The sequence below is a fragment of the Variovorax beijingensis genome (assembly GCF_003951285.1).
Taxonomy (GTDB): domain Bacteria; phylum Pseudomonadota; class Gammaproteobacteria; order Burkholderiales; family Burkholderiaceae_C; genus Variovorax; species Variovorax beijingensis.
In genome coordinates this window covers 89,041-114,600 of record NZ_RXFQ01000018.1, presented here as the reverse complement: position 1 = coordinate 114,600, position 25,560 = coordinate 89,041, and the positions used below count along the sequence as shown (strand labels likewise).

31 protein-coding genes and 1 pseudogene are annotated in these 25,560 nt (G+C 65.3%); 11 read left to right on the top strand and 21 right to left on the bottom strand.

Going from position 1 to position 25,560, the window contains the following annotated elements:
- Positions 1 to 10 precede the first annotated feature (10 nt).
- From EJO66_RS25735 to EJO66_RS25725, 3 genes are read left to right on the top strand one after another with little or no spacing between them, the layout of a single operon-like run.
- On the top strand, positions 11 to 598 hold the full coding sequence (locus tag EJO66_RS25735; protein WP_124961992.1) for a TetR/AcrR family transcriptional regulator: 588 nt from the start codon (positions 11 to 13) through the stop codon (positions 596 to 598).
- 24 nt (positions 599 to 622) lie between these two features.
- On the top strand, positions 623 to 916 hold the full coding sequence (locus EJO66_RS25730; protein ID WP_125966505.1) for a YciI family protein: 294 nt from the start codon (positions 623 to 625) through the stop codon (positions 914 to 916).
- A gap of 1 nt (position 917) precedes the next feature.
- Positions 918 to 1,529 (top strand): DNA-3-methyladenine glycosylase I, encoded by a 612-nt coding sequence (locus tag EJO66_RS25725; protein WP_125966504.1) that lies wholly within the window; start codon positions 918 to 920, stop codon positions 1,527 to 1,529.
- Between the two features lie 2 nt (positions 1,530 to 1,531).
- Here EJO66_RS25725 and EJO66_RS25720 read toward each other — a convergent pair whose 3' ends face one another.
- The 3 genes from EJO66_RS25720 to EJO66_RS25710 all read right to left on the bottom strand — a co-directional run bounded on the left by EJO66_RS25720 (position 1,532) and on the right by EJO66_RS25710 (position 3,889).
- A complete protein-coding gene (locus EJO66_RS25720; RefSeq protein WP_223262492.1) occupies positions 1,532 to 1,744 on the bottom strand; it encodes a DUF6429 family protein in 213 nt (70 codons plus the stop codon).
- An 89-nt stretch (positions 1,745 to 1,833) separates the two neighbouring features.
- The gene (locus EJO66_RS25715; protein WP_125966503.1) at positions 1,834 to 2,184 is read right to left on the bottom strand and encodes a hypothetical protein; all 351 of its coding nucleotides are present in this window, start codon (positions 2,182 to 2,184) and stop codon (positions 1,834 to 1,836) included.
- 259 nt (positions 2,185 to 2,443) lie between these two features.
- Positions 2,444 to 3,889, bottom strand: coding sequence for an MFS transporter (locus EJO66_RS25710; RefSeq protein ID WP_125966502.1), 1,446 nt, complete (start codon positions 3,887 to 3,889; stop codon positions 2,444 to 2,446).
- A 105-nt stretch (positions 3,890 to 3,994) separates the two neighbouring features.
- On the opposite strand from EJO66_RS25710, the gene EJO66_RS25705 reads away from it, so the two are divergent.
- Entirely contained in the window at positions 3,995 to 4,921 is a 927-nt protein-coding gene (locus tag EJO66_RS25705; RefSeq protein ID WP_125966501.1) for a LysR family transcriptional regulator, read from the top strand.
- A gap of 67 nt (positions 4,922 to 4,988) precedes the next feature.
- Here EJO66_RS25705 and EJO66_RS25700 read toward each other — a convergent pair whose 3' ends face one another.
- Positions 4,989 to 5,759, bottom strand: coding sequence for a glutathione S-transferase family protein (locus EJO66_RS25700; protein WP_124961997.1), 771 nt, complete (start codon positions 5,757 to 5,759; stop codon positions 4,989 to 4,991).
- Positions 5,760 to 5,858: 99 nt separating this feature from the next.
- Here EJO66_RS25700 and EJO66_RS25695 point away from each other — a divergent pair, with 99 nt between their 5' ends.
- Complete coding sequence (locus EJO66_RS25695; protein WP_125966500.1) at positions 5,859 to 6,515, top strand: dihydrofolate reductase family protein; 657 nt, start codon at positions 5,859 to 5,861, stop codon at positions 6,513 to 6,515.
- Between the two features lie 25 nt (positions 6,516 to 6,540).
- Here EJO66_RS25695 and EJO66_RS25690 read toward each other — a convergent pair whose 3' ends face one another.
- The 6 genes from EJO66_RS25690 to EJO66_RS25665 form a co-directional block, all read right to left on the bottom strand.
- Positions 6,541 to 6,933, bottom strand: a complete 393-nt coding sequence (locus EJO66_RS25690; RefSeq protein ID WP_125966499.1) for a hypothetical protein — start codon at positions 6,931 to 6,933, stop codon at positions 6,541 to 6,543.
- Positions 6,930 to 7,223 (bottom strand): type II toxin-antitoxin system Phd/YefM family antitoxin, encoded by a 294-nt coding sequence (locus EJO66_RS25685; RefSeq protein WP_125966498.1) that lies wholly within the window; start codon positions 7,221 to 7,223, stop codon positions 6,930 to 6,932. Before EJO66_RS25685 ends, EJO66_RS25690 begins: the two co-directional genes overlap by 4 nt.
- A gap of 70 nt (positions 7,224 to 7,293) precedes the next feature.
- The gene (locus tag EJO66_RS25680) at positions 7,294 to 7,710 is read right to left on the bottom strand and encodes a RidA family protein (protein ID WP_125966497.1); all 417 of its coding nucleotides are present in this window, start codon (positions 7,708 to 7,710) and stop codon (positions 7,294 to 7,296) included.
- Positions 7,700 to 8,854, bottom strand: coding sequence for a DSD1 family PLP-dependent enzyme (locus EJO66_RS25675; protein ID WP_125966496.1), 1,155 nt, complete (start codon positions 8,852 to 8,854; stop codon positions 7,700 to 7,702). Before EJO66_RS25675 ends, EJO66_RS25680 begins: the two co-directional genes overlap by 11 nt.
- A 6-nt stretch (positions 8,855 to 8,860) precedes the next feature.
- The gene (locus EJO66_RS25670) at positions 8,861 to 9,847 is read right to left on the bottom strand and encodes a tripartite tricarboxylate transporter substrate-binding protein (protein WP_125966495.1); all 987 of its coding nucleotides are present in this window, start codon (positions 9,845 to 9,847) and stop codon (positions 8,861 to 8,863) included.
- 27 nt (positions 9,848 to 9,874) lie between these two features.
- Positions 9,875 to 10,549, bottom strand: coding sequence for an HAD family hydrolase (locus EJO66_RS25665; RefSeq protein WP_125966494.1), 675 nt, complete (start codon positions 10,547 to 10,549; stop codon positions 9,875 to 9,877).
- 72 nt (positions 10,550 to 10,621) lie between these two features.
- On the opposite strand from EJO66_RS25665, the gene EJO66_RS25660 reads away from it, so the two are divergent.
- The gene (locus EJO66_RS25660; RefSeq protein WP_125966493.1) at positions 10,622 to 11,539 is read left to right on the top strand and encodes a LysR family transcriptional regulator; all 918 of its coding nucleotides are present in this window, start codon (positions 10,622 to 10,624) and stop codon (positions 11,537 to 11,539) included.
- On the opposite strand, the gene dmpG is transcribed toward EJO66_RS25660, so the two are convergent.
- From dmpG to EJO66_RS25615, 9 genes are read right to left on the bottom strand one after another with little or no spacing between them, the layout of a single operon-like run.
- Positions 11,487 to 12,611 carry a 4-hydroxy-2-oxovalerate aldolase gene (dmpG, locus tag EJO66_RS25655; RefSeq protein ID WP_125966492.1) on the bottom strand — a complete coding sequence of 375 codons (1,125 nt, stop codon included), beginning with the start codon at positions 12,609 to 12,611 and terminating at the stop codon, positions 11,487 to 11,489. The genes EJO66_RS25660 and dmpG overlap by 53 nt on opposite strands.
- A complete protein-coding gene (locus EJO66_RS25650; protein ID WP_125966491.1) occupies positions 12,608 to 13,549 on the bottom strand; it encodes an acetaldehyde dehydrogenase (acetylating) in 942 nt (313 codons plus the stop codon). Before EJO66_RS25650 ends, dmpG begins: the two co-directional genes overlap by 4 nt.
- Positions 13,542 to 13,748, bottom strand: a complete 207-nt coding sequence (locus tag EJO66_RS25645) for a 2-hydroxymuconate tautomerase (protein ID WP_125966490.1) — start codon at positions 13,746 to 13,748, stop codon at positions 13,542 to 13,544. The genes EJO66_RS25650 and EJO66_RS25645 overlap by 8 nt, the downstream gene beginning before the upstream one ends.
- A 7-nt stretch (positions 13,749 to 13,755) precedes the next feature.
- Positions 13,756 to 14,529 (bottom strand): 2-keto-4-pentenoate hydratase, encoded by a 774-nt coding sequence (locus tag EJO66_RS25640; RefSeq protein ID WP_125966489.1) that lies wholly within the window; start codon positions 14,527 to 14,529, stop codon positions 13,756 to 13,758.
- On the bottom strand, positions 14,526 to 15,320 hold the full coding sequence (gene mhpD / locus EJO66_RS25635) for a 2-keto-4-pentenoate hydratase (protein ID WP_125966488.1): 795 nt from the start codon (positions 15,318 to 15,320) through the stop codon (positions 14,526 to 14,528). The genes EJO66_RS25640 and mhpD overlap by 4 nt, the downstream gene beginning before the upstream one ends.
- Positions 15,317 to 16,786, bottom strand: coding sequence for a 2-hydroxymuconic semialdehyde dehydrogenase (locus EJO66_RS25630; protein ID WP_125966487.1), 1,470 nt, complete (start codon positions 16,784 to 16,786; stop codon positions 15,317 to 15,319). The genes mhpD and EJO66_RS25630 overlap by 4 nt, the downstream gene beginning before the upstream one ends.
- Positions 16,787 to 16,798: 12 nt before the next feature.
- The gene (locus tag EJO66_RS25625) at positions 16,799 to 17,479 is read right to left on the bottom strand and encodes a class II aldolase/adducin family protein (protein WP_125966486.1); all 681 of its coding nucleotides are present in this window, start codon (positions 17,477 to 17,479) and stop codon (positions 16,799 to 16,801) included.
- Positions 17,476 to 18,363 carry a VOC family protein gene (locus tag EJO66_RS25620; RefSeq protein WP_125966534.1) on the bottom strand — a complete coding sequence of 296 codons (888 nt, stop codon included), beginning with the start codon at positions 18,361 to 18,363 and terminating at the stop codon, positions 17,476 to 17,478. Before EJO66_RS25620 ends, EJO66_RS25625 begins: the two co-directional genes overlap by 4 nt.
- Positions 18,364 to 18,369: 6 nt before the next feature.
- Positions 18,370 to 19,341: a Bug family tripartite tricarboxylate transporter substrate binding protein gene (locus EJO66_RS25615; RefSeq protein ID WP_125966485.1), complete on the bottom strand. Its 972-nt coding sequence runs from the start codon at positions 19,339 to 19,341 to the stop codon at positions 18,370 to 18,372.
- 87 nt (positions 19,342 to 19,428) lie between these two features.
- Between EJO66_RS25615 and EJO66_RS25610 the strand changes: the two genes are divergently transcribed.
- Positions 19,429 to 20,382, top strand: a complete 954-nt coding sequence (locus EJO66_RS25610) for a LysR family transcriptional regulator (RefSeq protein WP_125966484.1) — start codon at positions 19,429 to 19,431, stop codon at positions 20,380 to 20,382.
- A 53-nt stretch (positions 20,383 to 20,435) separates the two neighbouring features.
- Here EJO66_RS25610 and EJO66_RS25605 read toward each other — a convergent pair whose 3' ends face one another.
- Positions 20,436 to 21,320 (bottom strand): LysR family transcriptional regulator, encoded by an 885-nt coding sequence (locus tag EJO66_RS25605; protein WP_125966483.1) that lies wholly within the window; start codon positions 21,318 to 21,320, stop codon positions 20,436 to 20,438.
- Positions 21,321 to 21,434: 114 nt separating this feature from the next.
- Here EJO66_RS25605 and EJO66_RS25600 point away from each other — a divergent pair, with 114 nt between their 5' ends.
- The 4 genes and pseudogenes from EJO66_RS25600 (at position 21,435) to EJO66_RS33400 (ending at position 24,814) form a co-directional block, all read left to right on the top strand.
- On the top strand, positions 21,435 to 22,409 hold the full coding sequence (locus EJO66_RS25600) for a Bug family tripartite tricarboxylate transporter substrate binding protein (protein ID WP_240648779.1): 975 nt from the start codon (positions 21,435 to 21,437) through the stop codon (positions 22,407 to 22,409).
- A 78-nt stretch (positions 22,410 to 22,487) separates the two neighbouring features.
- Positions 22,488 to 23,834 carry an FAD-dependent oxidoreductase gene (locus tag EJO66_RS25595; RefSeq protein ID WP_125966482.1) on the top strand — a complete coding sequence of 449 codons (1,347 nt, stop codon included), beginning with the start codon at positions 22,488 to 22,490 and terminating at the stop codon, positions 23,832 to 23,834.
- A pseudogene (locus EJO66_RS33405) lies at positions 23,776 to 24,459 on the top strand (tannase/feruloyl esterase family alpha/beta hydrolase); the annotation flags it as partial. The gene EJO66_RS25595 and the pseudogene EJO66_RS33405, both read left to right, overlap by 59 nt.
- Entirely contained in the window at positions 24,422 to 24,814 is a 393-nt protein-coding gene (locus tag EJO66_RS33400; RefSeq protein ID WP_420856702.1) for a tannase/feruloyl esterase family alpha/beta hydrolase, read from the top strand. The pseudogene EJO66_RS33405 and the gene EJO66_RS33400, both read left to right, overlap by 38 nt.
- 180 nt (positions 24,815 to 24,994) lie before the next feature.
- Here EJO66_RS33400 and EJO66_RS25585 read toward each other — a convergent pair whose 3' ends face one another.
- Positions 24,995 to 25,558, bottom strand: a complete 564-nt coding sequence (locus EJO66_RS25585; RefSeq protein ID WP_125966480.1) for a thioredoxin family protein — start codon at positions 25,556 to 25,558, stop codon at positions 24,995 to 24,997.
- Between the last annotated feature and the right edge of the window lie 2 nt (positions 25,559 to 25,560).

Below are 25,560 nucleotides of genomic sequence, written 5' to 3'. Positions count from 1 at the left end.
TACTCAAGCCTTGCCTACCCGCGACAGCATCGTTCAAGCCGCCGACGCCCTGTTCTACGAGCGCGGGTTCGAGCACACGTCCTTCGCGGACATCGCGGATGCCGTGAAGATCTCGCGCGGCAATTTCTACTATCACTTCAAGACGAAGGACGAGATCCTCACGGCGGTCGTGGCCGAGCGAATGGAGCGCACGCGAGGGATGTTGACGCAGTGGGAGAGCGAGGGCGACAGTCCGCAGGAGCGCATCCGCCTGTTCATCACCCTGCTGATCCGCAATCAAGCCAAGATCATGCGCCACGGCTGTCCGGTCGGCACCCTTTGCACGGAGCTGGCCAAGCTCGGGCACCCGGGGCAAGGCGAGGCCAACGCCATCCTGGACCTCTTTCGCGTATGGCTGCGAGGGCAGTTCCGCCAAATGGGCCGAGGCAAGGAAGCGGACGCGCTCGCCCTGCATCTCCTGGCGCGCAGCCAGGGAGCGGCGGTACTCGCGCAGTCTCTGCGCGACAAGAAATTCGTGCAGCAGGAGGTGGCGCTCATGAGTGCCTGGGTCGAGTCCTGCGTGCCCGTGAAGACAACGGCCTCCGGGCGTTCGCGCTAGCCATCTTTTCAGGAAAGGTCATTCATGTTCTGTGTGTTCCTCAAGTTCTCGAGCAGCAAGGGCCAGGCATCACGCCACATAGCAGAGCACATGCGATGGATCGAGCAGGGATTCGAAGATGGCATCTTCCTCCTGACAGGCAGCCTCTCGGGCAATCAGGGCGGCACCGTCCTGGCACACAACACCACCCGCGAGGCGCTGGAGAATCGCGTGGCGCTGGATCCCTTCGTGGCGCAGGACGTGGTCAAGGCCGAGATCGTGGAGATAGCGCCCGGCAGGGTCGACGAACGCCTGCAGTTCCTGGTGGAACGCACCTGAAATGGGCCCGACTCTCCTCGGGCCCGATGGACAGCCGCGGTGTCGCTGGTGCGCCGCCGCTCCCGAGTTTCTCCACTATCACGATACTGAATGGGGCTTCCCGGTCACGGATGACCACCGCCTCTTCGAGAAGCTGTGCCTGGAAGGCTTCCAGTCGGGCCTGAGCTGGCGCACCATCCTGGTCAAGCGAGAGAACTTCCGGAAAGCCTTCCTGGGCTTCGACTACCGGCGCGTCGCGCGCTTGGGCGAACGCGACGTCGAGCGATTGCTCGGCGACAGCGGCATCGTGCGCCATCGCGGCAAGATCGAGGCCGTGATTCACAATGCGCGCATGGCCGAGGTGATGGTGCAGCGCGAGGGATCGTTGGCGTCTTACTTCTGGCGCCATGAGCCGAACCCTGCGCAGCTCGCAGAGCCGCAAACCGCTTCTGCGTCGGCGTTCTCGCAGGCGTTGTCCAAGAACCTGAAGAAACAGGGCTGGAAGTTTGTCGGGCCCACCACTGTGTATGCCTTCATGCAGGCCGTGGGGCTGATCAATGACCATGCTGCCGGCTGCGTGACACGCGCCCGGATCGAACAGGCGCGCCGGGCGCTTGCATTGTCGATCCCCTGAGGTCAGGTTCCGAAGTGTTTGGCCGCGAGCTCCTTGGCACGGCGCATTCCCTCGTCCGTGAGGTAAACCGATTCTTGCCTGCCGTGGGCCTTGGTGATGAGGCCTTTTTCGTGGAGCTCGTCCATGATTGCGAAGTCATATCGCTTCCATACGCGTCCGTTCTCGAACTCGAAGACGCCGAGCAACGCCAGAATCAGTTCTTCGACCTTCACCATGTCATATCTCATGCCATCACCCCTCGACTTTCAACATTGCATGGACTCGCTCAGTCGGCGGGCATGCCCCTCGGAGCATCACCTGCTCGTCAGTCATCTGGCGCGTCTTCGATACCTCGCCTCCATGAAACGTCCTCGATCTGAGGGTCCACGGAGCAAAAGACACTGACGCATGCATTCCCGGTGACGATAAGCCATTCCCTGCGCGGGTTCACATATCCCTGCAACCGAGACTCCTCGTCCAGCCATCCACCTTCTTCCACCTCGAGGACGTGAAAACCGCGCGGGAAGTGCGCCGAAGTCCAGTACCGAGCGAGATCGAGTTCGTCGAGAAGGCGAAATGCCGACGCGTGACGGAAGACGACATCGAAGCCTTGCACGTTGTCACCGGCCATATGGCAAGCGACCCGAATGAACAGGCCGGCTTCGTTGAAGTTCAAGCTGGCGAGGTCAGACCCCCAATGGACTGGCTGCCGTTGGCCAAAGGATTTAGCTCTAAGTTGCATGTCGATTTCCGGGGTGTGGACGACTGCTATCGAGTGCCTGGCACTTGGCTGCCGAGCGGCCGGTTCTGGGCGACTGTAGCCGGTTGCAATCCCCGGGGCTTCAGGCCCGCTGCAGACACCCGTGCACCTCAAGATGCAGTCGTTCGCGTCAACAAGGCGGGGGCCCAAAGAGCCCCCCGCTTGCCGATACCAATCACGTGGCACGAGGCCTCGCTGAGCTCCTGAGCAAACTCGCCACGCTCCCGGCCAACGCAGCCAGAGCTGCCATCGCCAGGCCCCAGTGCACTGCGCTGTGGGACGGCAGCAGCTCGAACATCAAGCTCATCAACAGGCTGCCAAGCGTCAGCCCCGCGAGCCGGGCAGTGCCTTGTGCGCCACCGGCCGCACCGCTGCGTTCCTTGGGTGCCGAGAGCAGCATGTTCTGGTTGTTCGGTGTCTGGAAGAAGCCGAAGCCCAGGCCTGCGAGGCCCGTGAACACGGCAATGGGCGCGGCCGGGTTGCCGTGCAGCGGCCACAGGGCACACAGGGCCAGACCGCTCGCGAAACACGCACTGCCGGCCGCGCACAGCCAGGTGCCGGGCACGCGTTGGGCCAGTCGCGCCGACAGCGGCGCGGCCAGCATCACCGCCAAGGGCCAGGGGGTCATCAAGAGGCCGGCCGTCGCCGCGCTCTGGCCGAGTTCGTGCTGGATGTAGAACGGCAGCGCCACAAGGCTGGCCATCTGGCCGGTGAAGCAGCACACGGAGGCAATGATCGAGATCCGAAAGGAATGCACGCGCAGCAGGTCGAGCGGGACCAACGGCGCCGCCTTTGGCATTTCGCGCCTCACCAGCAGGACCATGCAAACGGCCGACAGTGCGAGCAATGCGCCACCGTACAACGGACGCGCCACCAGCCGGCCACTCCCCAGCACGAAGGAAGCGAACATGACCGCGTTGAGCGCAATGCTGCGGGCATCGATGCGGCGCACCGAGCACGCCGGGCTCGGCAACGCCGCGCAGGCAACGAGCACGAGAAGGCCGATCGGCAGGTTCACCGCAAAGAGCCATGGCCAACTCGCCGCAGAAAGTATGAAAGCACCAAGGGTGGGTCCCGACGCTGAAGCGGCTGCGACGGCGAGTGCATTCCACGCAATCGAGCGCGCCAGCAGCCGACGCGGATAAGTGAAGCGCAACAACGCCAGCCCAAGCGGCATCACGGCCGCACTGCCCAGGCCCTGAAGGCACCTTGCGGCCACGAGCCATGGCAGCGATGGCGCCAACGCGCACAGCACCGACGCCGCGGTGAACAGCGCGACGCCGCCAGCGAAGACCCGTCGATACCCGAAGCTCTCGCCGACTGCAGAAGCCGGCAACAGGAACATGACCACGGCCAGTTGGTAGGCGGTGATGATCCAGACGGCATCGGCGGGTGTCGCCTGCAACTGCTGGGCAATGCCTGGCAGCGCGATGTTGGCGATGGCGCCATCGAGCACCACCAGCACGCCCGCGCCCAGGATCGCGGCGACGGCCAGGCCACGCCGCGGCAACGGCAGGCCGTCGGCGTCGTGCACCGCGTCCGCGTCGTTCACCTCTCGGGCTTCGGCGGTGCGAGAAGCGGCGGAAGAAGAGTTGTCCGGTTGAAGCGTGGATGTCGACATGAGTCCAGCTTAGGACTGCATGCACGGCTTGCACAGCGCGTGGCGCGCAGCTTGTTCCTGCATGCGGCGCCTGTCTAAATCCTCGCAGCCGTGCTAGGTTCGGGCATGCCGACAGAAGCCGACCTGAACCTGCTGTTTGCGTTGAACGCACTTCTTTCCGAGAGCAGCGTCGCAAAAGCTGCCGAGCGCCTGGGGCTGAGCGAGTCGGCGATGAGCCGGGCGCTCGCGCGGTTGCGGGAATCCACCGGGGACCAGCTCCTCGTGCGCGCGGGCCGCGCGATGGTGCTCACGCCGCATGCGCTGGCACTGCGCGACCGCGTCAGGGAGCTGGTGCAGGAGTCGCGCGCGGTGCTTCATCCCGCCGGTGCCAGCATGGACCCCCGCACGCTCCGGCACCTATTCACCATACGGGCCAACGACGGCTTCATCGAGGCCTTCGCGCATCAGCTGGTGGCCCGCGCCGCGCACGAGGCGCCCGGCGTTCGCCTGCGCTTCGCGCCCAAGCCCGACAAGGACGTTCGCCCCCTGCGCGAGGGATTGCTCGATCTGGATGTCGGCGTTCTCGGCGAGTCTGGCCCCGAGGTCCGCGTTCAGGCGCTCTATCGCGACCGCTTCATTGCGGTAGTGCGTGAGGGCCATCCCCTGCTCGCCGGACCCGAGATCACGGCCGAGCGCTACGCGGCCTGCGGCCACGTGGTCACTTCACGCCACGGCCGGACCGTGGGGCCGGTGGACGACGCGCTCGCAGCGATGGGTCTGGTGCGCAACACCGCGGTCGTGGTGCCCAGCTTCAGCACCGCCTTGTCGATCGCGGCCGCGACCGATCTGGTTGCATTGATACCGTCCTCCTACTTCGAACACCTGAGGACACGGGGCACGCTGCGCTCTTTCCCGCTGCCGATGCCCACGGAGCAGATCACCGTGTCGCTGATGTGGCATCCGCGCCTGGATCGGGACCCCGCGCACCGGTGGCTGCGCGGGATGGTGCTGGAGGTTTGCCGGCCGCTGAACGAGCGGACAAGAGCGTCGTGACTGCATTCAATGCTTCGATCACTTTGAACACCGGCATCGCCGCCGGATGCGGGGCTCCGCGGGACCGTCACAGCGACAGCGGCAGCCCCAGGTGGCGCTCGTACATCAGGTCCCGGTGCCGCAGCAGCACAGCGTCCAGCGCCGCGTCGGTCACTGGCTCGCGGAACTCGAAAGCCTGGCGCGTGGCGGGGTCCATCTCGCAGATGGCGTGCGGCAACGGACGCATCAGCGCCAGCGCGGTCGCGCTGTAGATGTCCACGGCCGTGAGGCTGTTGCCGATGTAGTAGTCGCTGCCGGCCGCCTGCTGTGCCTTCAGCCGCGCCGCCAGCATCTTCAGCACAGCCACCACGCGCGCGGGCGCACTCGCGCCCGCCTGCGGGCTGAAACCGTACTTCTTGCCGATGTATGCCGCGGCCTGCGCAGCGAAACCGCCCTCTCCTGCCAGGCCGGCCTGCACCAGTTGCAGGCGGCGCGACCAGGCCAGCCCCTGTTCGCCGCAGATCTCGTGGGCCAGGCCGAACATCAGCGCCCGGTCGGTGGCATCGGCCGGGAGGAGCGACGGCTGCGGCGCGAGTCGCTCGCACAGCAGCAGGATGTCCGCCCAGCCCGAGCGCGGCGCCTCGTTGTCGTAGATGGCCACGGGCGCGTTGCGCTGGCCGGCCCACTCCTTGAGTTGCGGGCTGTCGTAGGCCAGGCGCACCGCCTTCCACGGGATGCCTTTCACATGCAGGATGCCCTTGGCCGCCTCGGACCACGGGCTGGGAATGTGGCCGACAACCACCATGCGCAGGCCGGTGCCGGCAATGGCTTCTTCAACGCTGATGTATTCGATGCTCATGCGCGAATTCTGCGCGATGCCCGTTGCTTCGAGCGATGGTTCGTTGGAGCGCCGCCCACGCTAAACTGAAGCTCCCTTCTTCCTGCAGGAGTCGACTCCATGGCCCGATTGCTCGTGCGCAGCTTCGGCGTTTCGCTCGACGGCTTCGCCGCCGGCCCGGACCAGAGCCTGGAGCACCCGCTGGGCGTTCGCGGTCCCGAACTCATGGACTGGTTCATTCCCACGCGCGTCTGGCAGCAGATGCAAAAGACCGGCGAGGCCAACGGCGAGACCGGCATCGACAACGAGATGGCCGAACAAGGCTTTGCCGAGATGGGTGCCTGGATTCTCGGGCGCAACATGTTCGGGCCGGTGCGCGGTCCCTGGCCCGACGAAAGCTGGAAGGGCTGGTGGGGCGACGAGCCCCCATATCACGTGCCGGTCTTCGTGCTGACCCACCATGCCCGCGCGCCGCTGACGATGCGCGGCGGCACCACCTTCCACTTCGTCACCGGCGGCATCCACGAAGCGCTCGCGATGGCACAGGCCGCCGCAGGTGCACGCGACGTGCGCGTGGGCGGCGGTGTGGCGACCGTGCGCGAATACCTGAAGGCCGGCCTGATCGACGAACTGCACCTGGCCTTGCGTCCGGTGCTGCTGGGCAAGGGCGAGGCGCTGTTCGCAGGCCTGGACCTGCCGGCGCTGGGCTACCGCTGCGAACGGCAGGTGGCAGGCGAGCGCGCCACGCATGTGTTCCTGCGACGCAGCGCGCCTTGAGGGATCAGGCCTTCCTCAGCGCTCGTCAGATGGGATGCTTGGGCAATCCGTAGCCCAGCTGACGCTCATGCCTTAGCGAAAGCAACACCACTTCTCCTTCGGAATGGGCATAGGGCACAACGTGACGAGCCAGCACCAGCTCCCGCAACTCGGGCAAGCCAAGTGCTTGCGCAATCTGCCTTGCTTGCTCAGCTTGAAACTGTCCCCAGCCCGACTTGGCATCGAGGAATCGAGCAGGTCGCCCGCTCGTGGGCGCGAACGAAAGAAGCGCCCGCGCTTTGACCACTTCCGCCTGCAATTTCTTGAAGCGCACCGGCGCAGAAGCGGCGTCCTGCGCCTCCATGAAACTATGCGCAGCGTTCAGGCACACCAGAAAGTTCGGAACCGCCCGAACCCTTGCATTGACGGGCATGCTCACGGCGCCGATGTGACTCCGAGTGCCCGGTCCAGTTCCTCGTCAGACACGAACTGGCCTGCCAAGGCCTGCCGCAGGCCGGTGATGGCGTCCTCGGCCAGCACGAGGCTGGCGTGCTCCGACTCGAGGGCATGGTAGTAGTCCAGCCGGCGTGCATCGACCAAGGCAACGTAGCTCGCGCCGTTCTTGGTCAGCACCTTTTCTGAGCCGCTGCCGACCACGTCTTCGGCCAGTTCGGTGAGCCGGGCGCGCGCTTCGCTGATGGGAACAATGTCCGATGCTCTCAATGGCATATTGCAGTATCCGTTAAGGTTTACTTTAACGTCAGTCTAGCGTCCAATCCTCCACCCTGCAATCGCCCATTCACCCAAGCGCTATCGCCTCCACCTCGACCTTGAACCCGAAGTGCAGCGGCCCGGTCGGCACGACGGCCCTGGTCGGACGCGATGGTCCGGCCCACTGCGCATAGATCCTGTCGAAGGCCGGCCAGTTGGCGATGTCGTCGAGATAGACCCTCACCTGCAGCAGCTTGTCGATGCCCGAACCGGCCGCGAGCAAGGCAGCCTGCACGTTCGCCAGCGTCTGCGCCACCTGCACCTCGAACGCCGCTTCGGCCAGGCGCTCGCCGTCCGGCGTGATCGGCAGTTGCCCGGCGATGAACACCAGGCCACCGCCGACGGCGGCATGGCTGTAGTGGCCGCCCGGCCTGGCCAGCGCGGGCACTGCGACATGGACCGCACCGGACATGCGATTGGATGGGACGGCGCTTTCACCAGCCATGGAAACGCTCCCAGGTTTGCACCGTGCCGTCCGCGGCCAGCGCCTGGTAGGCGGGAAACTGCGCGCCGGTGGCGCAGGCATGGTTGGGCAGGATCCGCAGCCGGGTTCCGGCCGGGAAGCGCGCCGCGATGTCCGTGTCCGCAGTGCCCTCGCGCGACAGGATGCCGTGCTCCTGGTTGGCAGCCGACAGCAGGTAGCCCTCGATCGGCACCCCGTCCACGGTGCACACCTGGCCATAGCCGTAGTCGCGCTGCTGCTTGCCCGTACCCCGGTCGCGGCTCATGGCCATCCAGCCGGCATCGACGATGGCCCAGCCCTTGTCGGCCTGGTGCCCGATGACCGTGGTGAGCACGCTCAGCGCGATGTCCTCGGTGCGGCAGACGCCCACGTTGCGCATCACCAGGTCGAAGAACACATAGACCCCGGCGCGCAGTTCGGTGACGCCTTCCAGCGACGCGGCTTCCAGCGCCGTGGGGGTGGAGCCTACCGACACGATGGGGCACGGCAGGCCCGCGGCGCGCAGGCGCTGCGCAGCCTGCACGCAGCCGGCGCGTTCCTGCTCGGCCAGGGCGGCCAGCGCCTCGGGCGTGTGCAGTTCGTAGCTGGAGCCCGCATGCGTGAGCACGCCGGCCAGGCGCATGCCGCCCTCGTGCAGCGCGCGGCCGACCTCGAGCAACAGATCCTCGCCCGGCCTGATGCCGGAGCGGTGGCCGTCGGTGTCGATCTCGATGAGCACCTCGAAAGCGTGGCCGTGCGCGCGGCCGTATTCGGCGATGGCCCGCGCGCCCTCCACGCTGTCGGTCAGGATCTGCAGCGCACAGCCGCGCTGGCGCAGGTCCAGCGCATGCGCGAGCCGGTGCGGCGCCATGCCGACGGCATAGAGGATGTCGGTCACGCCGCGGGCGAAGAACTGGTCGGCCTCCTTCAGCGTCGACACCGTGATGCCCGCCGCGCCGGCGGCAAGCTGGGCGGCGACCACATCGGCGCATTTGCTGGTCTTCACGTGCGGGCGAAAGCGCACGCCCAGCGCGTCGGCCTGCTGCTGCATGCGCGCGATGTTCCGTTGCATGCGCGGAAGCGACACGATGGCCGCGGGGGTGTCGATGCCGGCGAGATCTTGAGAGTTGTTCTGCATGTTGTTCATTTCGGATCAGTCCAGGTATTGGCCCTTGGCCTTGAGGGCCGGCACGTCGTCGCGGATGCCCCGCGCGATGAGCGCGGTGACGGCCGCGGGCGTTGCATCGGCGGGTGCGGGCAAGTCGACGCCCAATCCTTCCATCTGCTTGCGCAGCGCCGGATCGGCGACCGCCTGCTGCAGCGCGCCGGTCAGCTTGGCGAGCACGGGCTGCGGCGTGCCGCGCGGGGCGAAGAAGGCATTCCAGGAACGCACGTCCAGCGCATGGCCGCCTTCCGCCGCGGTGGCTGCACGGGGCAGCTGCGCGAGGCGCGTGCCCGACAGCACGGCGATGGCCTTGATGCGCCCACCGGCGATCTGCGGCAGTGCGGTGGTGGTCTGGTCGCACATGAAATCGGTCTGCCCGCCCATCAGGTCGTTGATCGCCGGCGCGACGCCCTTGTAGGGCACGTGCGTGGCGTTCTGGCCGAGGGAAGACAGCAACAGCACGCAGCCGTAGTGCGAGATCGACCCCACGCCCGCGCTGCCGTAGGAGGCCTTGTCCTTGTGCTTCGCCAGCCAGGCGCCGAACTCGCGCAGGTCGTTGGCCGGCAGGTCGGCGCGGGCCAGCAGCAGCATCGGTGCCGCGCCTGCGGGGCCGATGGGCGCGAAATCGGCGACAGGGTCATAGGCCAGCTTCTTGTACAGCGCGAGGTTGGCCACGTGCGTGCCGATGCCTCCGAACGAGATGGTGTAGCCGTCGGCGGCGGCCTTGCTGGCCTTCGTCAGGCCGATGACGCCATTGGCGCCGCCGAGGTTCTCGATGACGACGGGCTGGCCCAGCGGCGCAGCCATCTTCTGCGCGACGGCGCGGGCCAGCGCATCGCTGGGACCGCCGGCCGGGAAAGGAACGACCAGGGTGACCGGGCGGGTCGGAAACGGCTGGGCGATGGCGCCGGGCGTTGCCAGCAAGCCGGCACTGAGGGCAGCAAGGCTGCCGGCCAGGCGAAGAAAGCGGATCATGGGCAGGTCCTGGAGTGGTGGGTTGAATCAGCAAGCGGCCGGTCGGAAGGTGCGCAGCCATGGCAGTGCCCCTTCGAGCGTGGGCGACTCGACCTCCGCCAGCGGCGCGCCTTCGGGCCGGGCGAGGCCGACGCGGTTGTGCCAGTAGGTGCGCAGGCCGACGCTCGCGGTGCCGAACATGTCGTAGCCTGATCCTGCAACGAAGGCTGCCTCGCCCGGCTGCACGTCCAGCCGCTCCAGGGCCAGCCGGTAGGGCCTGGGATCGGGCTTGTAGAAGCCCGCCTCCTCGGAGGTCACGACCACGTCCCAATCGATCCCCAGGCGTTCGGCGGCACGCTGGCCCAGGCGCCGCGAGCAATTGGTCACCACGGCCAGCTTGCAGCGGGGCTGCAGCGCCCGCAGCAGTTCGGTGGCGCCGCTCCATGCGGGCAGCTCGCCCCATCGGTCGTCCAGCGACTGCGGGGCGCTCGCAGGCAATCCCACGGTGGCCGCGGCCTGCCGCACCAGGTCTTCGTAGGGCACGTAAGCGCCGCAGCCATAAGTGAGCCGCAGGTATTCGGCGCGCCAGCTGCGGCCCATCGGCTCGGAGCCCGCAGCCGCGTTCCAGACGGTCCACGAATCGAGCAGCGCAGTGAGCAGGTCGAACAGCACGGCCCGGGGATAGCCCCCGGCCGCGGCAATGGGAGTCGAAGTGTTTTGCATGCCGCTCACTTTAGGTGCGCCAGGCCGTCTTCGAGCTTCACTCTTGCGTCATCAATAGTTAAGCTCTGCTGAATGATGCAGATCGAAGACCTTCGCCTGGCTGCCGCGCTGCTGCGCGAGAGCTCGCTCAGCGCAGCCGCGCGCTCGCTCGGTGTCACGCCGCCCGCGCTGTCGATGCGCCTGCGCAAGCTCGAGGCCTCGCTGGGCCTGGTGCTGGCCAACCGCACGTCGCGCAAGCTGCACCTGACCTCGGAAGGCGAACGGTTCGGGCGCGAGGCCTATGAACTTCTGCTGAAGTTCGACGGCCTGCGCGAATCCCTGCAGCGCGACGACCGGCGCCTGAGCGGAACGCTGCGGGTCGCCGCGTCCTTCGGCTATGGCCGCACGCATGTCGCGCCATGGCTGTCCCGTTTCTCCCGCCTGCATCCGGCCCTGCGGCTGCAACTGGACCTGCGCGAAACGCCGTGGCCCGACAAGCACGATTCCGACGCGGTGGTGCACGTGGGCGCGGTGCGCGACTCGTCCTGGGTGGCCCATACGCTCGCTTCCAACGAACGCTGGCTGTGCGCGAGCCCCGGCTACCTGCGCGAGCACGGCACGCCCCGCAACCCGGCGGACCTGGCCTACCACGCCTGCATCTGCATCCGCGAGAACGACGAGGACGTCACGCTGTGGCACATGCGGCCCGCGGGCAGCGGCGCGCGCAAGGGCGAGACGCTGCGCATCAACCCGGCCTTCGTCAGCAACGACGGCAGCGTGGCACGCCAGTGGGCCGAGGATGGCCTGGGCATCGTGCTGCGCTCCCAATGGGACGCCGCCGAAGCACTGGCCGCCGGCCGCCTCGAGCGCGTGATGGCGGACTGGGAATTTGGCGCCGCCCCGGTGGTGGTGCTGGTGCCCACGCGCAAGGGGCGCAGCGCGCGGGTGCAGGCGCTGGTCAGTTTCCTGGTGGAAGCGGCGGGGGCAGCGGGACGGCACGGCGCCGGGTGAGGGAAAGAGGCCGGCATTCGAGTGCGCCCTCTGCAGACCCGGGCGGCGCGACCGAAGGACTTTCTCCACGATGGCGCAAGAGATCGAGGGCAACGTCAACAATCATGTCCTCCTGGCCGCCCACCATCCGGCGACGCCCGAGTTCCACGAGGATGTCGACAGTTTTCAATTCGTACTTTCGGGCTGCCGCTTCGGCGTGGCGCAGGAAGCTCGAGTACACACCGGCATAGCCGAGGGCGAGGGTCTCACGGTCCACCCGCACGGGTCGATCCTGCAGGGGCCGAACGATGTCATCAGCGGCATCCATCAACTTGTACAGGTCGGCGCCATGGAGCCAGCCCATGCGACTTGCTGCGGCGATGAACACTTCAAGCGGGGCGTTGCCCGCCCCTGCGCCCATGCCCGCCAGACTGGCGTCCACGCGGTCGCAGCCTTCTTCCACTGCCACGATGGAGTTGGCCACCCCGAGGCTCAGGTTGTGGTGCGCGTGGATACCGGTGAGTGTTGCAGAGTCCAAGACTTCTTTGAGTGCTCGGAAGCGGTCGCGAACGTCGTTCATGTTCAAGGCGCCGCCGGAATCGACGACGTACACGCATGTTGCGCCGTAGCCTTCCATGAGCTTGGCCTGCTGCGCAAGCTGCGCAGGCGTGGTCATATGACTCATCATGAGGAAGCCGACCGTGTCCATGCCCAGCTTGCGCGCATATTCGATGTGCTGCCGGCTGACGTCGGCCTCGGTGCAATGCGTCGCGATGCGCACAACTCTTGCGCCAGCATCGTAAGCAGCCTTGAGGTCATGGACGGTGCCGATACCTGGCAGCAGCAGGGTCGCCACCTTCGCCCGTTTCACGACGCTTGCGACTGCTTCGATCCACTCGACATCGGTGTGAGCGCCGAAGCCGTAGTTGAAGCTACCGCCCTGCAGGCCATCGCCATGCGCGGCCTCGATCGAGTCCACGCCGGCCTCGTCCAGCGCCTGCGCGATCTGGCGCGCCTGCTCGACGCTGTATTGGTGGCGCACGGCATGGCTGCCATCGCGCAATGTCACGTCCGAAATGTAGATCTTCTTCATGCTGCCGCCCCTTCCAGGACGCGTTCGGCCATGCGCTCCGCCGTCGCAAGCGCTGCGCTCGTCATGATGTCCAGGTTGCCCGCATAGGCGGGGAGATAGTGAGCAGCACCCTCGACCTCGAGAAAAATCGTGGTCTTGAGGCCGGACAGACAACCAACGCCGGGCACCTTGAGGTTCTCCACGCTGTCGAACTGCACTTGTTGCTTCAGGCGATAGCCCGGGACGTAGCGATTCACGGCGGCCACGGTTTCCTCCACACTCGCGGCAATCTGGTGCTCGTCCGCCGTCTCGCTCAACGTATAGACCGTATCGCGCATGATCAGCGGCGGCTCAGCAGGATTCAGGACGATGATCGCCTTGCCCTTGCGCGCGCCGCCAACCACTTCAATGGCCTTGGACGTGGTTTCGGTGAACTCGTCGATGTTGGCGCGCGTGCCTGGGCCCGCGCTCTTGCTGGAGATCGAGGCGACGATCTCCGCATAGTGGACCTTGGCGACCCTGCTGACCGCTGCAACCATCGGGATCGTTGCTTGGCCGCCGCAAGTCACCATATTGACGTTCTTCGCGTCCAGATGTTCCGCGCCATTCACGACGGGAATGCAGTAGGGTCCGATCGCGGCCGGTGTCAGGTCGACGCAGCGAATCCCCGGCCTGCGCTCTCGCAGAAATGCGTCGTGCAGTGCATGGGCAGAAGCGGACGTGGCATCGAACACGATATCGATTTCTTCAAATACCGAAAGCCGCGCAAGCCCCTCGACGCCTTCGTGTGTGGTGGCGACACCCATTCGCGCTGCGCGAGCGAGACCGTCGGAAGATGCATCGATTCCCACCATCGCACCCATTTCGACGTGCCGGCCGTGGCGCAGGATCTTGATCATCAAGTCGGTGCCGATATTCCCGCTGCCCAGGATGGCGGCTTTTAGTTTGCGCTCAGCCATTGCTGGGCTCCTTGCTGGGTGGTGATTTGGGAACGCCTCCGACGCCCCAATGAGCACCCGGGACTTCCTGCAGGATGACGCGGATGGATTCACGCGGAGCGCCCGTGGCGTCCACCGCGGCATCGGTGAGGCTGCAAATGAGCGCTGTCTTGGTGTCCGCGCTGCGGCCTTCGATCATGGTGACCTGGATCAGTGGCATGGCATCCTCAATGGGTGGTGTTGAACTCGACGCGGCCCAGCCCCTGGATTTCCAGCAGGACGTGCTGGCCAGGCTCGAGGGGCTCGGCGGCGGTGGCTCCGCCTGCCATCACGATCCAGCCGGCCTGCAAAGGCTCGCCGGCCGCGGCGCTGAGGCGGGCTGCGGCCACGAGCGACCTCAGTGGATTGCCGAGAATGCCCGCCGTACTTCCCACCTGGCGTGCGACGCCGTTGATCGACATCACCAGACCCAGGTTTGAAAAGTCCTGGCGCGGATCGCGCCAGGGGCCGATCACGTAGCCGGAGGATGATGCGTTGTCCGCAACCACGTCCCCCAACGTGAACTTGAAGTTGTCGAAGCGCGAGTCGATGATCTCCAGGGCAGGCGCAATGGAGGCGACCGCTTCGAGCGCTTCCGGCAGGCTGGCATTTGCAGGCAGTGGTTTGGACAGCAGGAAAGCCAGTTCGGGCTCGACCCGCGGATGCACAAAGCGGCCAAGGGATACAGGTGCCCCGTCGGTTTCGGCCATCGCGTCCGTCAAGCGTCCCCAGATCATGTCGTGCACACCCATCTGGACCATCTTGGCGCGGCTGGTGAAGCCCATCTTCACGCCGGTTCGGCGTTCGCCTCGCTGCAGGCGGCGACCGATCGATGCGGCCTGGATCGCATAGGCCGCTTCCTCGCCGATTCCTTCCGCGTCCGCGAACTGCGGAATGGCCTGCGCCCGGTAGGCAGCTGTGTCTACGCGCTCGGCGAGCGCGACAATGTGTTCCTGATTCACTTGCGTTCCTCTTCGAATACGGCTCGGACGGAGCCCAATCCCTCGATGCGTGCTTCGAACACATCGCCTGGCCGCACGGGCACCATCGGCCCCAGCGCCCCGGTCAGCACGACGTCACCCGCCCTGAGGCCGCGGCCAACCGAAGCCATCTTGTTGGCGAGCCAAAGCGCGGCGTTCAGCGGGTGACCGAGGCACGCGGCGCCCGCCCCCAGGGACACCTGTTCGCCAGCGCGCTCCATCACCATCCCCGCAAGCCGCAGGTCGAGGCCCGTCAAGCGCACGGGTGTGTTGCCGACCACGAAGGCACTGCTGGAGGCGTTATCGGCCACCGTGTCGACAAAGCGGATGTTCCAATCCGCGATGCGGCTACCCACGATCTCGATCGCCGGCAAAGCGAACGCGACGGCGCGCAGCAGTCGTGCCGCGGTGATGCCGGGTTCCAGTAGGTCCTGCTCCATCACCAGCGCGACCTCCGCCTCGACCTTCGGTTGCATGAGCCGCGACCAGGGCACGGGTTCGCCGTCGCCGATGGCCATGTCGGCGAACAGCATGCCGTAGTCGGGTTGGTCCACACCCAGTTGCCGCTGCACAGATCGGGCTGTCAGGCCGATCTTGCGGCCAACCAGGCGAGCGCCTGCTGCGAGGCGCCGGTCTGTGTTGAATTCCTGGACGGCGTAGGCATCCTCGCCGGTCAGCCCAGGGAATGATTCGCGAAGCGGCGAAATGGCCTCGCCCACCTCGGCGGCATTCCAGAGCATGTTTGCCGCCAGTTCGATCTCGCCTTTGTTCATTGAAGCGCTCCGTTGAATTTGATGCACACGTTGGAGAGCTCGGTATAGAACTCCAGCGAGTGCACGCCACCTTCTCGGCCGATGCCCGATGCTCCTGAGCCGCCAAACGGTGTGCGCAGGTCCCGCAGGAACCACGTATTGACCCAGACAATGCCGACCTTGAGTGCACCGGCGAAGCGGTGCGCGCGGTCGATATCGCGGGTGTATACCGATGCCGCCAGTCCGTAGGGCGTGTCATTCGCCAGGCGAAGCGCCTCCGCTTCGGTATCGAAGGGGATCACCGCGCAGCAGGGCCCGAAGATCTCTTCGCGCGCGACACGAGAATCGTGCGCAAGACCGGTCCACACGGTGGGTTCGATCCAGGCACCTGCTTTCAACTCGCGTGGCATATCGGGCACCGCCCCGCCGCAGACCACAGTTGCACCCTCTGTCCTGGCCAGTGCGTAGTAGTCCATGACCTTGCGCTGATGCTCTGCCGAAATGAGAGGTCCGAAGTTGGCAGCGGCGTCGTCAGGGCGGCCAGGCTTCAACCGCCGCGCCGCTTCGGCCAGCCGCTGAACCACGGCGTCGAAGATCGGACGTTGCACGTAGACACGTTCGGTGCCCAGGCAGACCTGCCCGGTGTTCTCGAAGACGGAGCGCGTCAGGCCGGCGACCACCACCTCGAGATCTGCATCCTCGAACACCACGGCGGGATTCTTGCCGCCAAGCTCCATGGAGACCGGCTTGATGCCGCCTGCCGAGGCCCGGATGATGGCGGCGCCGGTCCGGGTTTCGCCCGTGAAAGTGATCGCGTCCACCCCGGCATGGGTGGTGAGGAATTCACCAGCCGAGTCCGGGCCGAATCCATGGACGACGTTGTAGACCCCCTTCGGGACGCCAACCTTGTTCATCACTTCTCCGAGCAGTGCCGCAGTGGCAGGCGTCTCCTCGGACGGCTTCACAACGACCGTGTTGCCGCACGCCAGCGCAGGCCCCACCTTCCAGGTCATGAGCAGCAGCGGCAGATTCCAAGGACAGATCACTGCCACCACCCCTTTGGGACGCCGCAGCGCGTAGTTCAGCGCGGGCTTCCCGTCCGGCGCATGGCCGGTGAATGTTTCCGTCGGCACGTTCCGCACCACGTCCGCAAACACCCGAAAGTTGGCTGCGCCTCGTGGAATGTCCAAGTGCGACGCCAGCGCCCGCGGCTTGCCGGTGTCTGCCACTTCGGCGGCAATAAAGTCTTCCGCGCGCCGATCGATCTCCGCGGCCACCGCGTACAGCAGGTCGCAGCGCTGCGCCAGTTTGAGGGAACCCCACGGGCCGTCCAGCGCATCGCGTGCGGCGCGGACGGCAGCGTCCACGTCGTCCCGCGAAGCTTCGCTGACCTTGGAGACGAGAGAACCATCGACCGGGTTGATGTCATCGAAGACGCGGCCCCCCCGCCCTTCCCGGTATTCGCCGTTGATGAAGTTGAGAATCATGATTGCGTCCATTCATTGAAGTTCGGGGTCCCCGGCGCAGAGGTATTCCCACATGCGTTCGAAGATTCCTCCGGTAGCGGTGGCGCGGCGTTCACGCTCACTGGCAGCCAGCACCGCGGATTCCGGCTCGAGTCCGGCGGAGAGCACGGCCAGCTCCAGCCGCGCTGCGTCTTCCAGGAACCAGGTGAGTGAAACCACTTGGGGTAGAGATTCAGCGGCGACCACCACTCCGTTGCCCCGCATCACGATGGCGTTCAAGTCGCCCATCGCATCGATCACCTCAGCAGCAAGCGCGTCATCGCGCACGAGCTGCGGGTCATCCCAGAGCGCGGCACCGGCGCCGAAATACGCACCCATGCCGTGCCGCGCCTTCGGAATTCGCCGGGCGGTCCCGAGCGCCATGAGCGAGGGCGGCATCGTGCGTGCCACCGCCTGCACGTGAGGGCGTCGGCGATAGAGCTGTTGGTGCAGGCGCACTTCCCCGAGAACACCCTCTGGAAGGGGACCGTCGATGCGCACCACTTGTCCGGACTCTCCGGGCGCGATCAGAGCCATCGGCCGAGGGGCACAAACCAGGAAATGCCGTTCATCGAGCCTTACGCTGCAGTGGCCATACGCATGCGCAAGGCCACGCCGCCCCAGCGAGCGCGCCGCGACGCGAAGCTCGCGCTCAAGGCTTTCCGCGGCCTTCACGTCTGCGCTCCAGCGCCCTGCGGCCGTCGAAACTCGGCAATGTCCGGCACCGAACCCCACATGCAAAACGACTCTTCGGCGCGCGGGAACTGGCGCGGCTGGTAGGTGGCTTCGTCCTCGGCGCGAATGAGCCGCACGCCCGATGAGTACTCGAAGATCATGTCGTCCGGGCCGCGGAAGTACAGAAACATCGCGCCCGAGGTCGGGTGCCGGCCAGGTCCGAAGGCGATCGGCACGTCGGCCTTTTTCAGCATGTACCAAGCCCGCATGATGTCGTCCACGCTCTCGACCTGGTGGTTGACGTGCTGTATGCCAGGACGCGTGGTGGGAAACAGCGCCACCTTGTGATGCACTTCGTCGATGCGAAGCAGTGCGGCTTCACCAATGCGGTCGCTCACCCGCGCACTGAGCATCTGCGTCCAGAAGCGCTCGTCGCGGGCTGCATCGGTGGTGCACAGTCCGACATGACTGAAGCCGGTGATGCCAGCGTCGCGGGATGGGAAGTACCGCCGGCCGCTGTGGTGTGGATTCACGACCAAGTCGATCTTGTTGCCCGTGGGATCCTTGAAGTGCACGAAAGCCCCGACGTGCCGCTGCTCGCATTCGTCTGGTGTGCCAGCGCGAACCTCAACGCCGCTGTTACTGAGCTCGGCGGCGGCTTGATCCAGTTCGTCCGCCGTGCGAAGCTCGAACCCCAGGGTGTGGTCGGACGGATCGCCCTCGAAGTACACCAGCGTGTGATCGCGGCTGTCGCTGCGGAAGTAGGTGGCCCCCGATTCCTGGCGCACCTGCTCCAGGCCAAGCACTTCACGGGCAAAGCGGTTGGCCTGGCCAGAGTCGCGCGTCCCAAGGCGCACGTAGCGAATATCGAGAAGGTTGATCATGGCCATTCAGTCGAGCTTGAGATTCGCGGTGCGGATGATCTGTCCCCAGGCGGTGGTTTCCCTTCTGATCAGCTGCGAATAGGCCTCAGGCGCAAGCCTTGGCGCCTCGTAGCCGAATGTGCGGTAGCGTTCGACCACGTCCGACCGGTCGAGTGCGTCGCGCAGATCTGCAACGAGCTGCTCGACGACAGGTGCCGGCGTCGACCGGGCGGCAAAGAGGCCAGCCCACGCGCTGACATCGAACTCGCGCAGATTGGAAAGCTCTGACGTCGCGGGCACGTTGGGATAAGACGGGTCGCGCCTTGGCGCAGCCAAGGCAATGAAGCGCAACTTTCCGGCGCGCTCCAGCGCTCCGGCGCTGGCGATGCTTCCGAGGGCCCAGTCGACTTCTTTGGTCGCGACTGCGGCATACAGCTGGCCAAAGTCCCGATAAGGCACATGCGTCATGCGGATCCCACGCAAGACCTGCAACTGAAGTGCCCCGATGTGTCCCGGACTGCCCATGAACCAGGATCCATAGGTCACCGCGTCGGGCTTGGCCTTGGCAGCCGCCACGATGTCCTCGACACCGCGCATGGGACTGTCGGGCGCGACCGCCACGAAGAACGGCGTGCGCAGAATCATGCCGACCGGCTGCAGATCTTTCTCCACGTCGTACGGCAGGCGTGCAAATGTGTGGGGGTGCGTCGTCGCGTGATTGCTGTCGATGAGCAGCAGGGTATGGTGGTCTGGCGGCGCGTTCTTGAAAGTGGTGATCGCAATGAAGCCGTTGCCGCCTGGACGGTTGTCAACCACCACCGGTTGGCCCCACTTGCGTGCCAGCGTCTCGCCCACAACGCGGAGTGCGGCGTCGGGCCCACTGCCCGCCGGAAAGGGCGTGACGACACGAACGGGTTTGGTCATGAGCGGTTGGGCCTGCACCGGAAGTCCAGCCAGCGCAACCGCGCCGCCGATGAGAATCTCACGCCTAGCAATCATGTTGTTGTCTCCTTGAGTCGCGTCAATGCAGGGAGGACTGTAGGATGCGGACGCATCGATGAGAAATGAATAGATTGGAAGAGTGATATGCAGAAAGTGGATCAAGATGGCACGGGGCAGCGTCCCTTGCCGCGCAACCTCGACGTCACGCTGCTGGAACTGTTCGACTGCATCGGTCGTACCCGGAATTTGTCGGCCGCGGGGGCACAGCTGGGAATGTCCCAACCGGCGGTGAGCCGTGCCCTGGGGCGCCTGCGGACGATGTACGGCGATCAACTGTTCATCCGGCAACCTCGTGGAGTCGCCCCGACGCCATTGGCGGAATCACTCGCCGCGCCCATGGCGGCAGCGCTCGAAGCGCTGCGCGCCACGTTTCGCCGGCCAGGGTTCGACCCGACTCACGAGGACCGGGTTTTTCGCGTCGCGATGAGCGACGTTGGGGAGCGGCTGTTCCTGCCCCACCTCATGAAACACCTCGCGCGGGAAGCGCCTCGTGTCTCGATCGACGCGATCACGAGCCAGGTGCAGTTGCAGGATGGGCTGGGTTCGGGCCACATCGATCTGGCAGTCGGCTTCTTCGGGCCGCTCAGCAAGCAACTACACCAGCGCCGCCTTTTTCGCGAGCGCTTCGTGTACGTGGCAAGAAGCAACCATCCTTCGCTTGGCGGGCGCCTGCCTCGGGAGCAACTCCGCGATATCGGCCACGTCGTGGGAGGGCCGGAAGGGATGGAACACGCTGCGGCTGTACAAAAAGTGCTCGCAGGTCCCAGGGTACGGGCTCGCGTGGCGTTGCGTGTGCACAGCTTCCTTTGCATAGCACCCGTCGTCGCTGCAACTGACTTGATTGGCGTGATTCCAAGTAACTTGGCCACGGTAGTCGCTGGCCATATACCGCTCCAGGTGCTGGACCCCCCTGTGCAGTTTCCCGGATTCGACATCACCATGACGTGGCACCAGCGACATCATGGAGATGCGGCCAGCATCTGGCTGCGCAATACCTTTCTGGAGCTGTTCAAGTCGGGGGTCAACGTCCGTGATTGAGGGGGGTCGGTTCGGGGCCGGTTCCGCCGGCATGAAAGCCTGCGAGCTTCTATTCACTCGAGAAACATCTCGGCGATCATCGATCGGAGCCAACGGTTCGCCGGATCGAGGTGAAAACGCTCATGCCAGTGCTGCTTGATGGCAAACGCGGGCAGTTCAAAGGGAGGCACGAGCAACTTCACCGCGGCAATGCTGACCAGCATCTGTGCGACCCGCTCCGGCACGGTCGCAATGAGGTCTGATTGCGCCAGCAGGTTCCCCAAACCGGGCAAGGTCGGGAGCGAAAGCGCCAGCCGACGTTCGACACCGAGGCGCTTCAGCTGTTGCTGCAACAGGTCGTGTCCCGTTCCGGGCGCTGTGATTGCTACGTGCTTCTCGCGCTTGAAAAGCGTCAGCGTCATGCGTTTTGCCACGCGCGGATGGTCTTTGCGCACCACGCACGAAAAGCCCTGCTCGAAAAGCTGCTGTTGATAGAAGCCCGCCTCGAGTTCCGGCATGTAGCCCACGGCCAGGTCCGCCTCCCCATTTTCAAGCAACCGGCGAGTGTCCGGCCCTATGCGCAGTACCTCGATATGGATGGAAGGTGCGACCTGCGCCGCGCGGTGGATCAGCCGTGGCAGGAACTCGAGGTGACTGACGTCCGTCATGCAGATCTTGAAATGCCGGCTTGAGCTTCCCGCGTCGAAGACGACCTGCTGACGGGTGGCCACCCGAAGCAGCTCAAGGGCCTGACGCAAAGGCCTTAGAAGGTCGGCGGCGTGAGGCGTGGGCACCATGCCTTCCGCAGTTCGTACGAACAGCGGGTCGTTGAACTGACGTCGCATCCGAGCCAGGGCCAAGCTCACGGATGTCTGGGGAATATCCAGGTTTTCGGCGGCCCGCGTGACGCTGCGCGTCTTGTACACCTCGTCGAAGACCGCAAGAAGTCGCATGTCCATTATTTAGTTTTCCGCTGGTGAGTATGTGCGGCATCGCATGGACGCGATGATTGCCGAAACCTAGAGTTGCCACAACTGGCCAACGTTCAGAGCCAACAGCTTCGGAGACACACCATGCGGCGTCGCCTGCCACTCAAGTGGCTTCTTTCCCTCTCGATGGGCTTGGCTGCGGCCTCGCTCCACGCGCAAACGTACCCCAAGGGACCGGTTCACCTGATCGTGCCCTTCGCGGCAGGCTCAACCCCCGATCTGGTCGCCCGGCTTGTCGGCGAGAGGCTCGGAACGCGCTTGGGCCAACCGGTCATCGTGGACAACAAGCCGGGGGCTTCCGGCAACATCGGAACCAATGCGGTGGCTAAAGCGGCCCCCGATGGGAAGACGCTCGGCATCGGGATCGCGAGCACGCTGGCCGTCAACGCCCTGCTCTACAAGAAGATGCCCTACGACCCCGCGCGCGACATCGAGCTCATCACGGTCGCCGCGTCCCAACCCGCAGTCCTGGTCGCGTCTTCCAAGTTCGCGGCGGACAACGCCACCGACCTGCTCGCTCAACTGAAGAAGAACCCAGGCAAGTACAGCTTCGCGTCCATCGGTGCCGGATCGGCGTCGCACCTCGCCATGCAGGCGCTCGCAGCACGCGCTTCTGCCAACCTCGTGCACGTGCCATATCCGGGCTCGGGCGCGGCGGTCGCGGCGATCATCTCTGGTGAAGTCGACATGGGTGTGCTGCCAGCCGCAACGGTCATGCCTTTTGTGAAATCAGGGCGGATCAAGGCTCTGGCGATCGCCTCGTCGAAGCGCTCGGCATTTCTGCCTCAACTGCCAACGCTCGCGGAGGTCGGGGCACCCGAGATCCAGGCAGATGCCTGGATCGGGATCGTCGCGCCGGCCAGAACGCCACCCGAGATCGTGAAGCGCCTGAGCAGCGAACTCGTACAGATCCTCACCGAGCCATCGATCCAGGAGAAGCTCCATGCGCAGTACATGGAGCCTGTCGCGAATACGCCGACACAGTTTCGCAGCATGGTGAACGACGAAGTGGCGCGCTGGAAACCGGTGATCGAGAAGAACAGCATCACGCTTGACTGATCCGGAAGCCCACGATGCCATGTTGACCAAACACCGGGTTGCGCGAACGGCCTTCTCGCACGCCGACGAGGACTTCAGATGAAAACCATGATCGAAGAATCAAAGAACCTTCCTGTGTTTGGCGAGTACGACGTCGTCATCGCAGGCGGCGGCCCCTCCGGCATCGCCGCCGCCGCCAGTGCGGCGCGTCACGGTGCACGCACGTTGCTGATTGAGCACTACGGCTTCCTTGGCGGAATGGGTACCGCCGGTGGCGTGACGAACTTTGCCGGCCTGTACGGACGCCACCACGGAGAGATGCAACAGATGGTGCACGGCGTGGTGGACGACCTCCTCGCGCGCCTTGAGGCCCTGGGCGGACTGAATCAACCTCAAGACGGCATGCAGGGACGGATCCGTGTCAGGTCCTACGATGTTTCCGCCTACAAATGCGCCGCAGACCAGATGCTCGACGCCGCCGGCGTCCAGTCTCTCTTCCATGCTTGCGCAGCAGGTGTGCTGATGGAAGGCGAACAGATTGCAGCACTCGTCGTGGAAACCAAGTCGGGCCGTCTGGCGATCCGCGGTGGCGTGTTCATCGACTGCACCGGCGATGGCGACGTCGCAGCCCACGCAGGTGTTCCATTCGTTGTCGGGGACGGTGCTGGAAGCGGTCTTTTTCCGACGACCATGTTCCGCGTGGGTCAAGTCGACCCCGAGCCCGCCCTTGCCGCAATCGGTGAATTCAGCGCGATCAACAACTTCATGGAGCGGGCGCACAAACAGCATCCGGACCGCTATCGATTCCCACGCGAAGGCGCCATCCTGCGCCCGCAGATCGATCCTACCGAGTGGCGCGCCAACGTGACCCAGTTGCGAAACGCCAAAGGAGGCGCGATGAACGGCGTCGACGCCCGTCAACTCAGTGAGGGCGAGAAGGAGGGCAGGCGCCAGATCGTGAACTACCTTCATTTCCTGCGCGAGCAGGTGCCCGGCTTCGAGAAAGCGCGGATCGCCGACATCGCGCCGCAGGTCGGCATCCGGGAGACTCGGCGCATTGAAGGCATCTACGCGCTCAGGGGAGAAGACATCCTTGATTCGGCGCAGTTTGACGACAGCATCGGCATCAACACCTGGCCGATGGAACTGCATGCGGAGGGGCGCATCGACTGGCGCTTTCCGACGGACAGCGACAGGCCCTTCAACGATCTGCCCTGGCGAATGCTCGTCCCGCGCAAGGTCCAGAATCTCTTGGTGGCCGGGCGCTGCGCGTCGATGACGCACGAGGGCCAATCGGCAGCGCGCGTCAGCGGTGGCTGCTTCGTGATGGGGCAAGCCGCGGGCACCGCCGCCGCCCAGGCCGGGTCAGCCCCGGTGCAAGCCATCGATGTCGCACGCTTACGGCGAAGTCTGGTCGCAGACGGTGTCCGCATCCACATCGAGTGAGCATCCGCAGGACCACTTTGCACGCGCCCGCACGCATCGCCAAGGCATGCGTTCTTTCCGTGCTGCCCCAAACACCCTTTCGATTCATCGCACGGAGCTCGCCACCAAGTACACGGCCTCGTCTGTTTGCGCACCATTCGCCCTCATCACAGTCGTTGCCGCATTGTCCGCGTGCTCGGGACCTCCGGGGGCCGAGGCTGGTGCGTGTGAAAGCTTGACAGCGTTTGCCGATGTCCCGAATGTCACTGCGGACAAGGCAGAGATGCTGCCTGCAGGCTTCGTTCCGCCGGGCGAGAAGCGCGCCGCTGCCCAGCCCTTCTGCCGGGTACAGATCACCGCGCGGCCATCGTCGGACTCGGACATCAAATTCGAAATGTGGCTGCCCAATGCATCGAATTGGAACGGCCGCTTCCTGGCAAATGGCGGCGGGGGAAATAGCGGAGCCATCACGTACTCACGCCTGACCGAAGGGCTGGCACGTGGCTATGCCTCGCTTTCGACCGATAACGGCCATGTGTCCAAGGTCGGAAACATCCATGAACAAAGCTGGGCGGTCGGGCACTCGCAGAAGGTGATCGACTTCGGCTATCGCGCGCAGGCGGTCACGGCGGTGGCGGGCAAACAGATCACGCGCGTCTTCTGTCTTCTATGGATCGCCCGCAAGCAAGTCGTACTGGATCGGATGCTCCCAAGGTGGTGGCAAGGGCGTGATGCAGGCGCAACGGTATCCCGAGAACTTCGACGGCATCGTGGCCGGTGCCCCGGTCCTCGACAGGACAGGATCGATGCTCTCGCCGGCATGGGTCAGCGTGAAGGGAATGCGCGACCCCGCGCAGGGCATCCCGCGAGCCAAGCTGCCCATGATCCACAAGGCAGTGCTGGCGGCGTGCGACGCGCAGGACGGGCTGGTCGATGGGCTGTTGCAGGAGCCTGGAAAGTGCAAATGCGAAACCAGGCGTGGGACTGAGCCGCGCCGATGAAGCTGGTGGCGTCCCCTCGAAGCAAAGGGCTGCCGGGCGCCCCGCCCGCTTCATGCACGATCGCGTTTTCGGGCACCCGCGAATTCGCGGGCGGTGATGCATTGGCAGCTCACCGGATTGCGCACTTCGTGCGCGAAGCCGCCCGCAAGGAAAAGGAGCGCGAACCAGAGCTTCTTCATCTCAGCTTCCCGCTGCCGGCGCTGGTTCGACCAGCAGCGACTGGATCTTCTTCTCGGTAGCGCCATAGCTGCCTTCGCCAAAGTGCGAGTAGACGATTTTTCCCTGCTTGTCGATCAGGTAGACCGCGGGCCAGTACTGGTTGTTGAAGGCCTTCCAGGTGGCGTAGTGGTTGTCTTGCGCAACGGCGTGATGGATCTGCAGCCGGCTGATCGCGTCCTGCACGTTCCTGGTGGACTTCTCGTACGCGAACTCCGGCGTGTGCACGCCCACAACGACGAGGCCCTGGTGCTTGTACTTCTCGTGCCATGCCTTGACGTAGGGCAGGTGGTTGAGACAGTTGATGCAGGTGTAGGTCCAGAAGTCGACGAGCACGACCTTGCCGCGCAGGTCTTGCAGCTTCAGGGGCTCGGAGTTGAGCCAGCGGTCGATGTTCTGGAACTCGGGGGCGATCTGCGCGGCGCTGGAGGGAATGTCGCCTCCAGATGTTGGTGCCGCAGCGGTGAGTATGCCGACCGAGGCCGCAACAGCCGCCGCGCCGGTAAGTACATTGGATCTCATGGTCACGG

Excerpts from the sequence above, each read along its gene's own strand:
- EJO66_RS25610 (WP_125966484.1), top strand. The coding sequence starts at position 19,429 with ATGCAGAAAGTGGATCAAGATGGCACGGGGCAGCGTCCCTTGCCGCGC.
- dmpG (WP_125966492.1), bottom strand. The coding sequence starts at position 12,611 with ATGAAGAAGATCTACATTTCGGACGTGACATTGCGCGATGGCAGCCAT.
- EJO66_RS25595 (WP_125966482.1), top strand. The coding sequence starts at position 22,488 with ATGAAAACCATGATCGAAGAATCAAAGAACCTTCCTGTGTTTGGCGAG.
- EJO66_RS25680 (WP_125966497.1), bottom strand. The coding sequence starts at position 7,710 with ATGGCTGGTGAAAGCGCCGTCCCATCCAATCGCATGTCCGGTGCGGTC.
- EJO66_RS25685 (WP_125966498.1), bottom strand. The coding sequence starts at position 7,223 with ATGCCATTGAGAGCATCGGACATTGTTCCCATCAGCGAAGCGCGCGCC.
- EJO66_RS25725 (WP_125966504.1), top strand. The coding sequence starts at position 918 with ATGGGCCCGACTCTCCTCGGGCCCGATGGACAGCCGCGGTGTCGCTGG.
- EJO66_RS25720 (WP_223262492.1), bottom strand. The coding sequence starts at position 1,744 with ATGGTGAAGGTCGAAGAACTGATTCTGGCGTTGCTCGGCGTCTTCGAG.
- EJO66_RS25650 (WP_125966491.1), bottom strand. The coding sequence starts at position 13,549 with ATGGCTGAGCGCAAACTAAAAGCCGCCATCCTGGGCAGCGGGAATATC.
- EJO66_RS25645 (WP_125966490.1), bottom strand. The coding sequence starts at position 13,748 with ATGCCACTGATCCAGGTCACCATGATCGAAGGCCGCAGCGCGGACACC.
- EJO66_RS25605 (WP_125966483.1), bottom strand. The coding sequence starts at position 21,320 with ATGGACATGCGACTTCTTGCGGTCTTCGACGAGGTGTACAAGACGCGC.
- EJO66_RS25665 (WP_125966494.1), bottom strand. The coding sequence starts at position 10,549 with ATGCAAAACACTTCGACTCCCATTGCCGCGGCCGGGGGCTATCCCCGG.
- EJO66_RS25700 (WP_124961997.1), bottom strand. The coding sequence starts at position 5,759 with ATGAGCATCGAATACATCAGCGTTGAAGAAGCCATTGCCGGCACCGGC.
- EJO66_RS25675 (WP_125966496.1), bottom strand. The coding sequence starts at position 8,854 with ATGAACAACATGCAGAACAACTCTCAAGATCTCGCCGGCATCGACACC.
- EJO66_RS25660 (WP_125966493.1), top strand. The coding sequence starts at position 10,622 with ATGATGCAGATCGAAGACCTTCGCCTGGCTGCCGCGCTGCTGCGCGAG.
- EJO66_RS25600 (WP_240648779.1), top strand. The coding sequence starts at position 21,435 with ATGCGGCGTCGCCTGCCACTCAAGTGGCTTCTTTCCCTCTCGATGGGC.
- EJO66_RS25710 (WP_125966502.1), bottom strand. The coding sequence starts at position 3,889 with ATGTCGACATCCACGCTTCAACCGGACAACTCTTCTTCCGCCGCTTCT.
- EJO66_RS25670 (WP_125966495.1), bottom strand. The coding sequence starts at position 9,847 with ATGATCCGCTTTCTTCGCCTGGCCGGCAGCCTTGCTGCCCTCAGTGCC.
- EJO66_RS25630 (WP_125966487.1), bottom strand. The coding sequence starts at position 16,786 with ATGATTCTCAACTTCATCAACGGCGAATACCGGGAAGGGCGGGGGGGC.
- EJO66_RS25620 (WP_125966534.1), bottom strand. The coding sequence starts at position 18,363 with ATGATCAACCTTCTCGATATTCGCTACGTGCGCCTTGGGACGCGCGAC.
- EJO66_RS25615 (WP_125966485.1), bottom strand. The coding sequence starts at position 19,341 with ATGATTGCTAGGCGTGAGATTCTCATCGGCGGCGCGGTTGCGCTGGCT.
- EJO66_RS25705 (WP_125966501.1), top strand. The coding sequence starts at position 3,995 with ATGCCGACAGAAGCCGACCTGAACCTGCTGTTTGCGTTGAACGCACTT.
- EJO66_RS25695 (WP_125966500.1), top strand. The coding sequence starts at position 5,859 with ATGGCCCGATTGCTCGTGCGCAGCTTCGGCGTTTCGCTCGACGGCTTC.
- mhpD (WP_125966488.1), bottom strand. The coding sequence starts at position 15,320 with ATGAACAAAGGCGAGATCGAACTGGCGGCAAACATGCTCTGGAATGCC.
- EJO66_RS25730 (WP_125966505.1), top strand. The coding sequence starts at position 623 with ATGTTCTGTGTGTTCCTCAAGTTCTCGAGCAGCAAGGGCCAGGCATCA.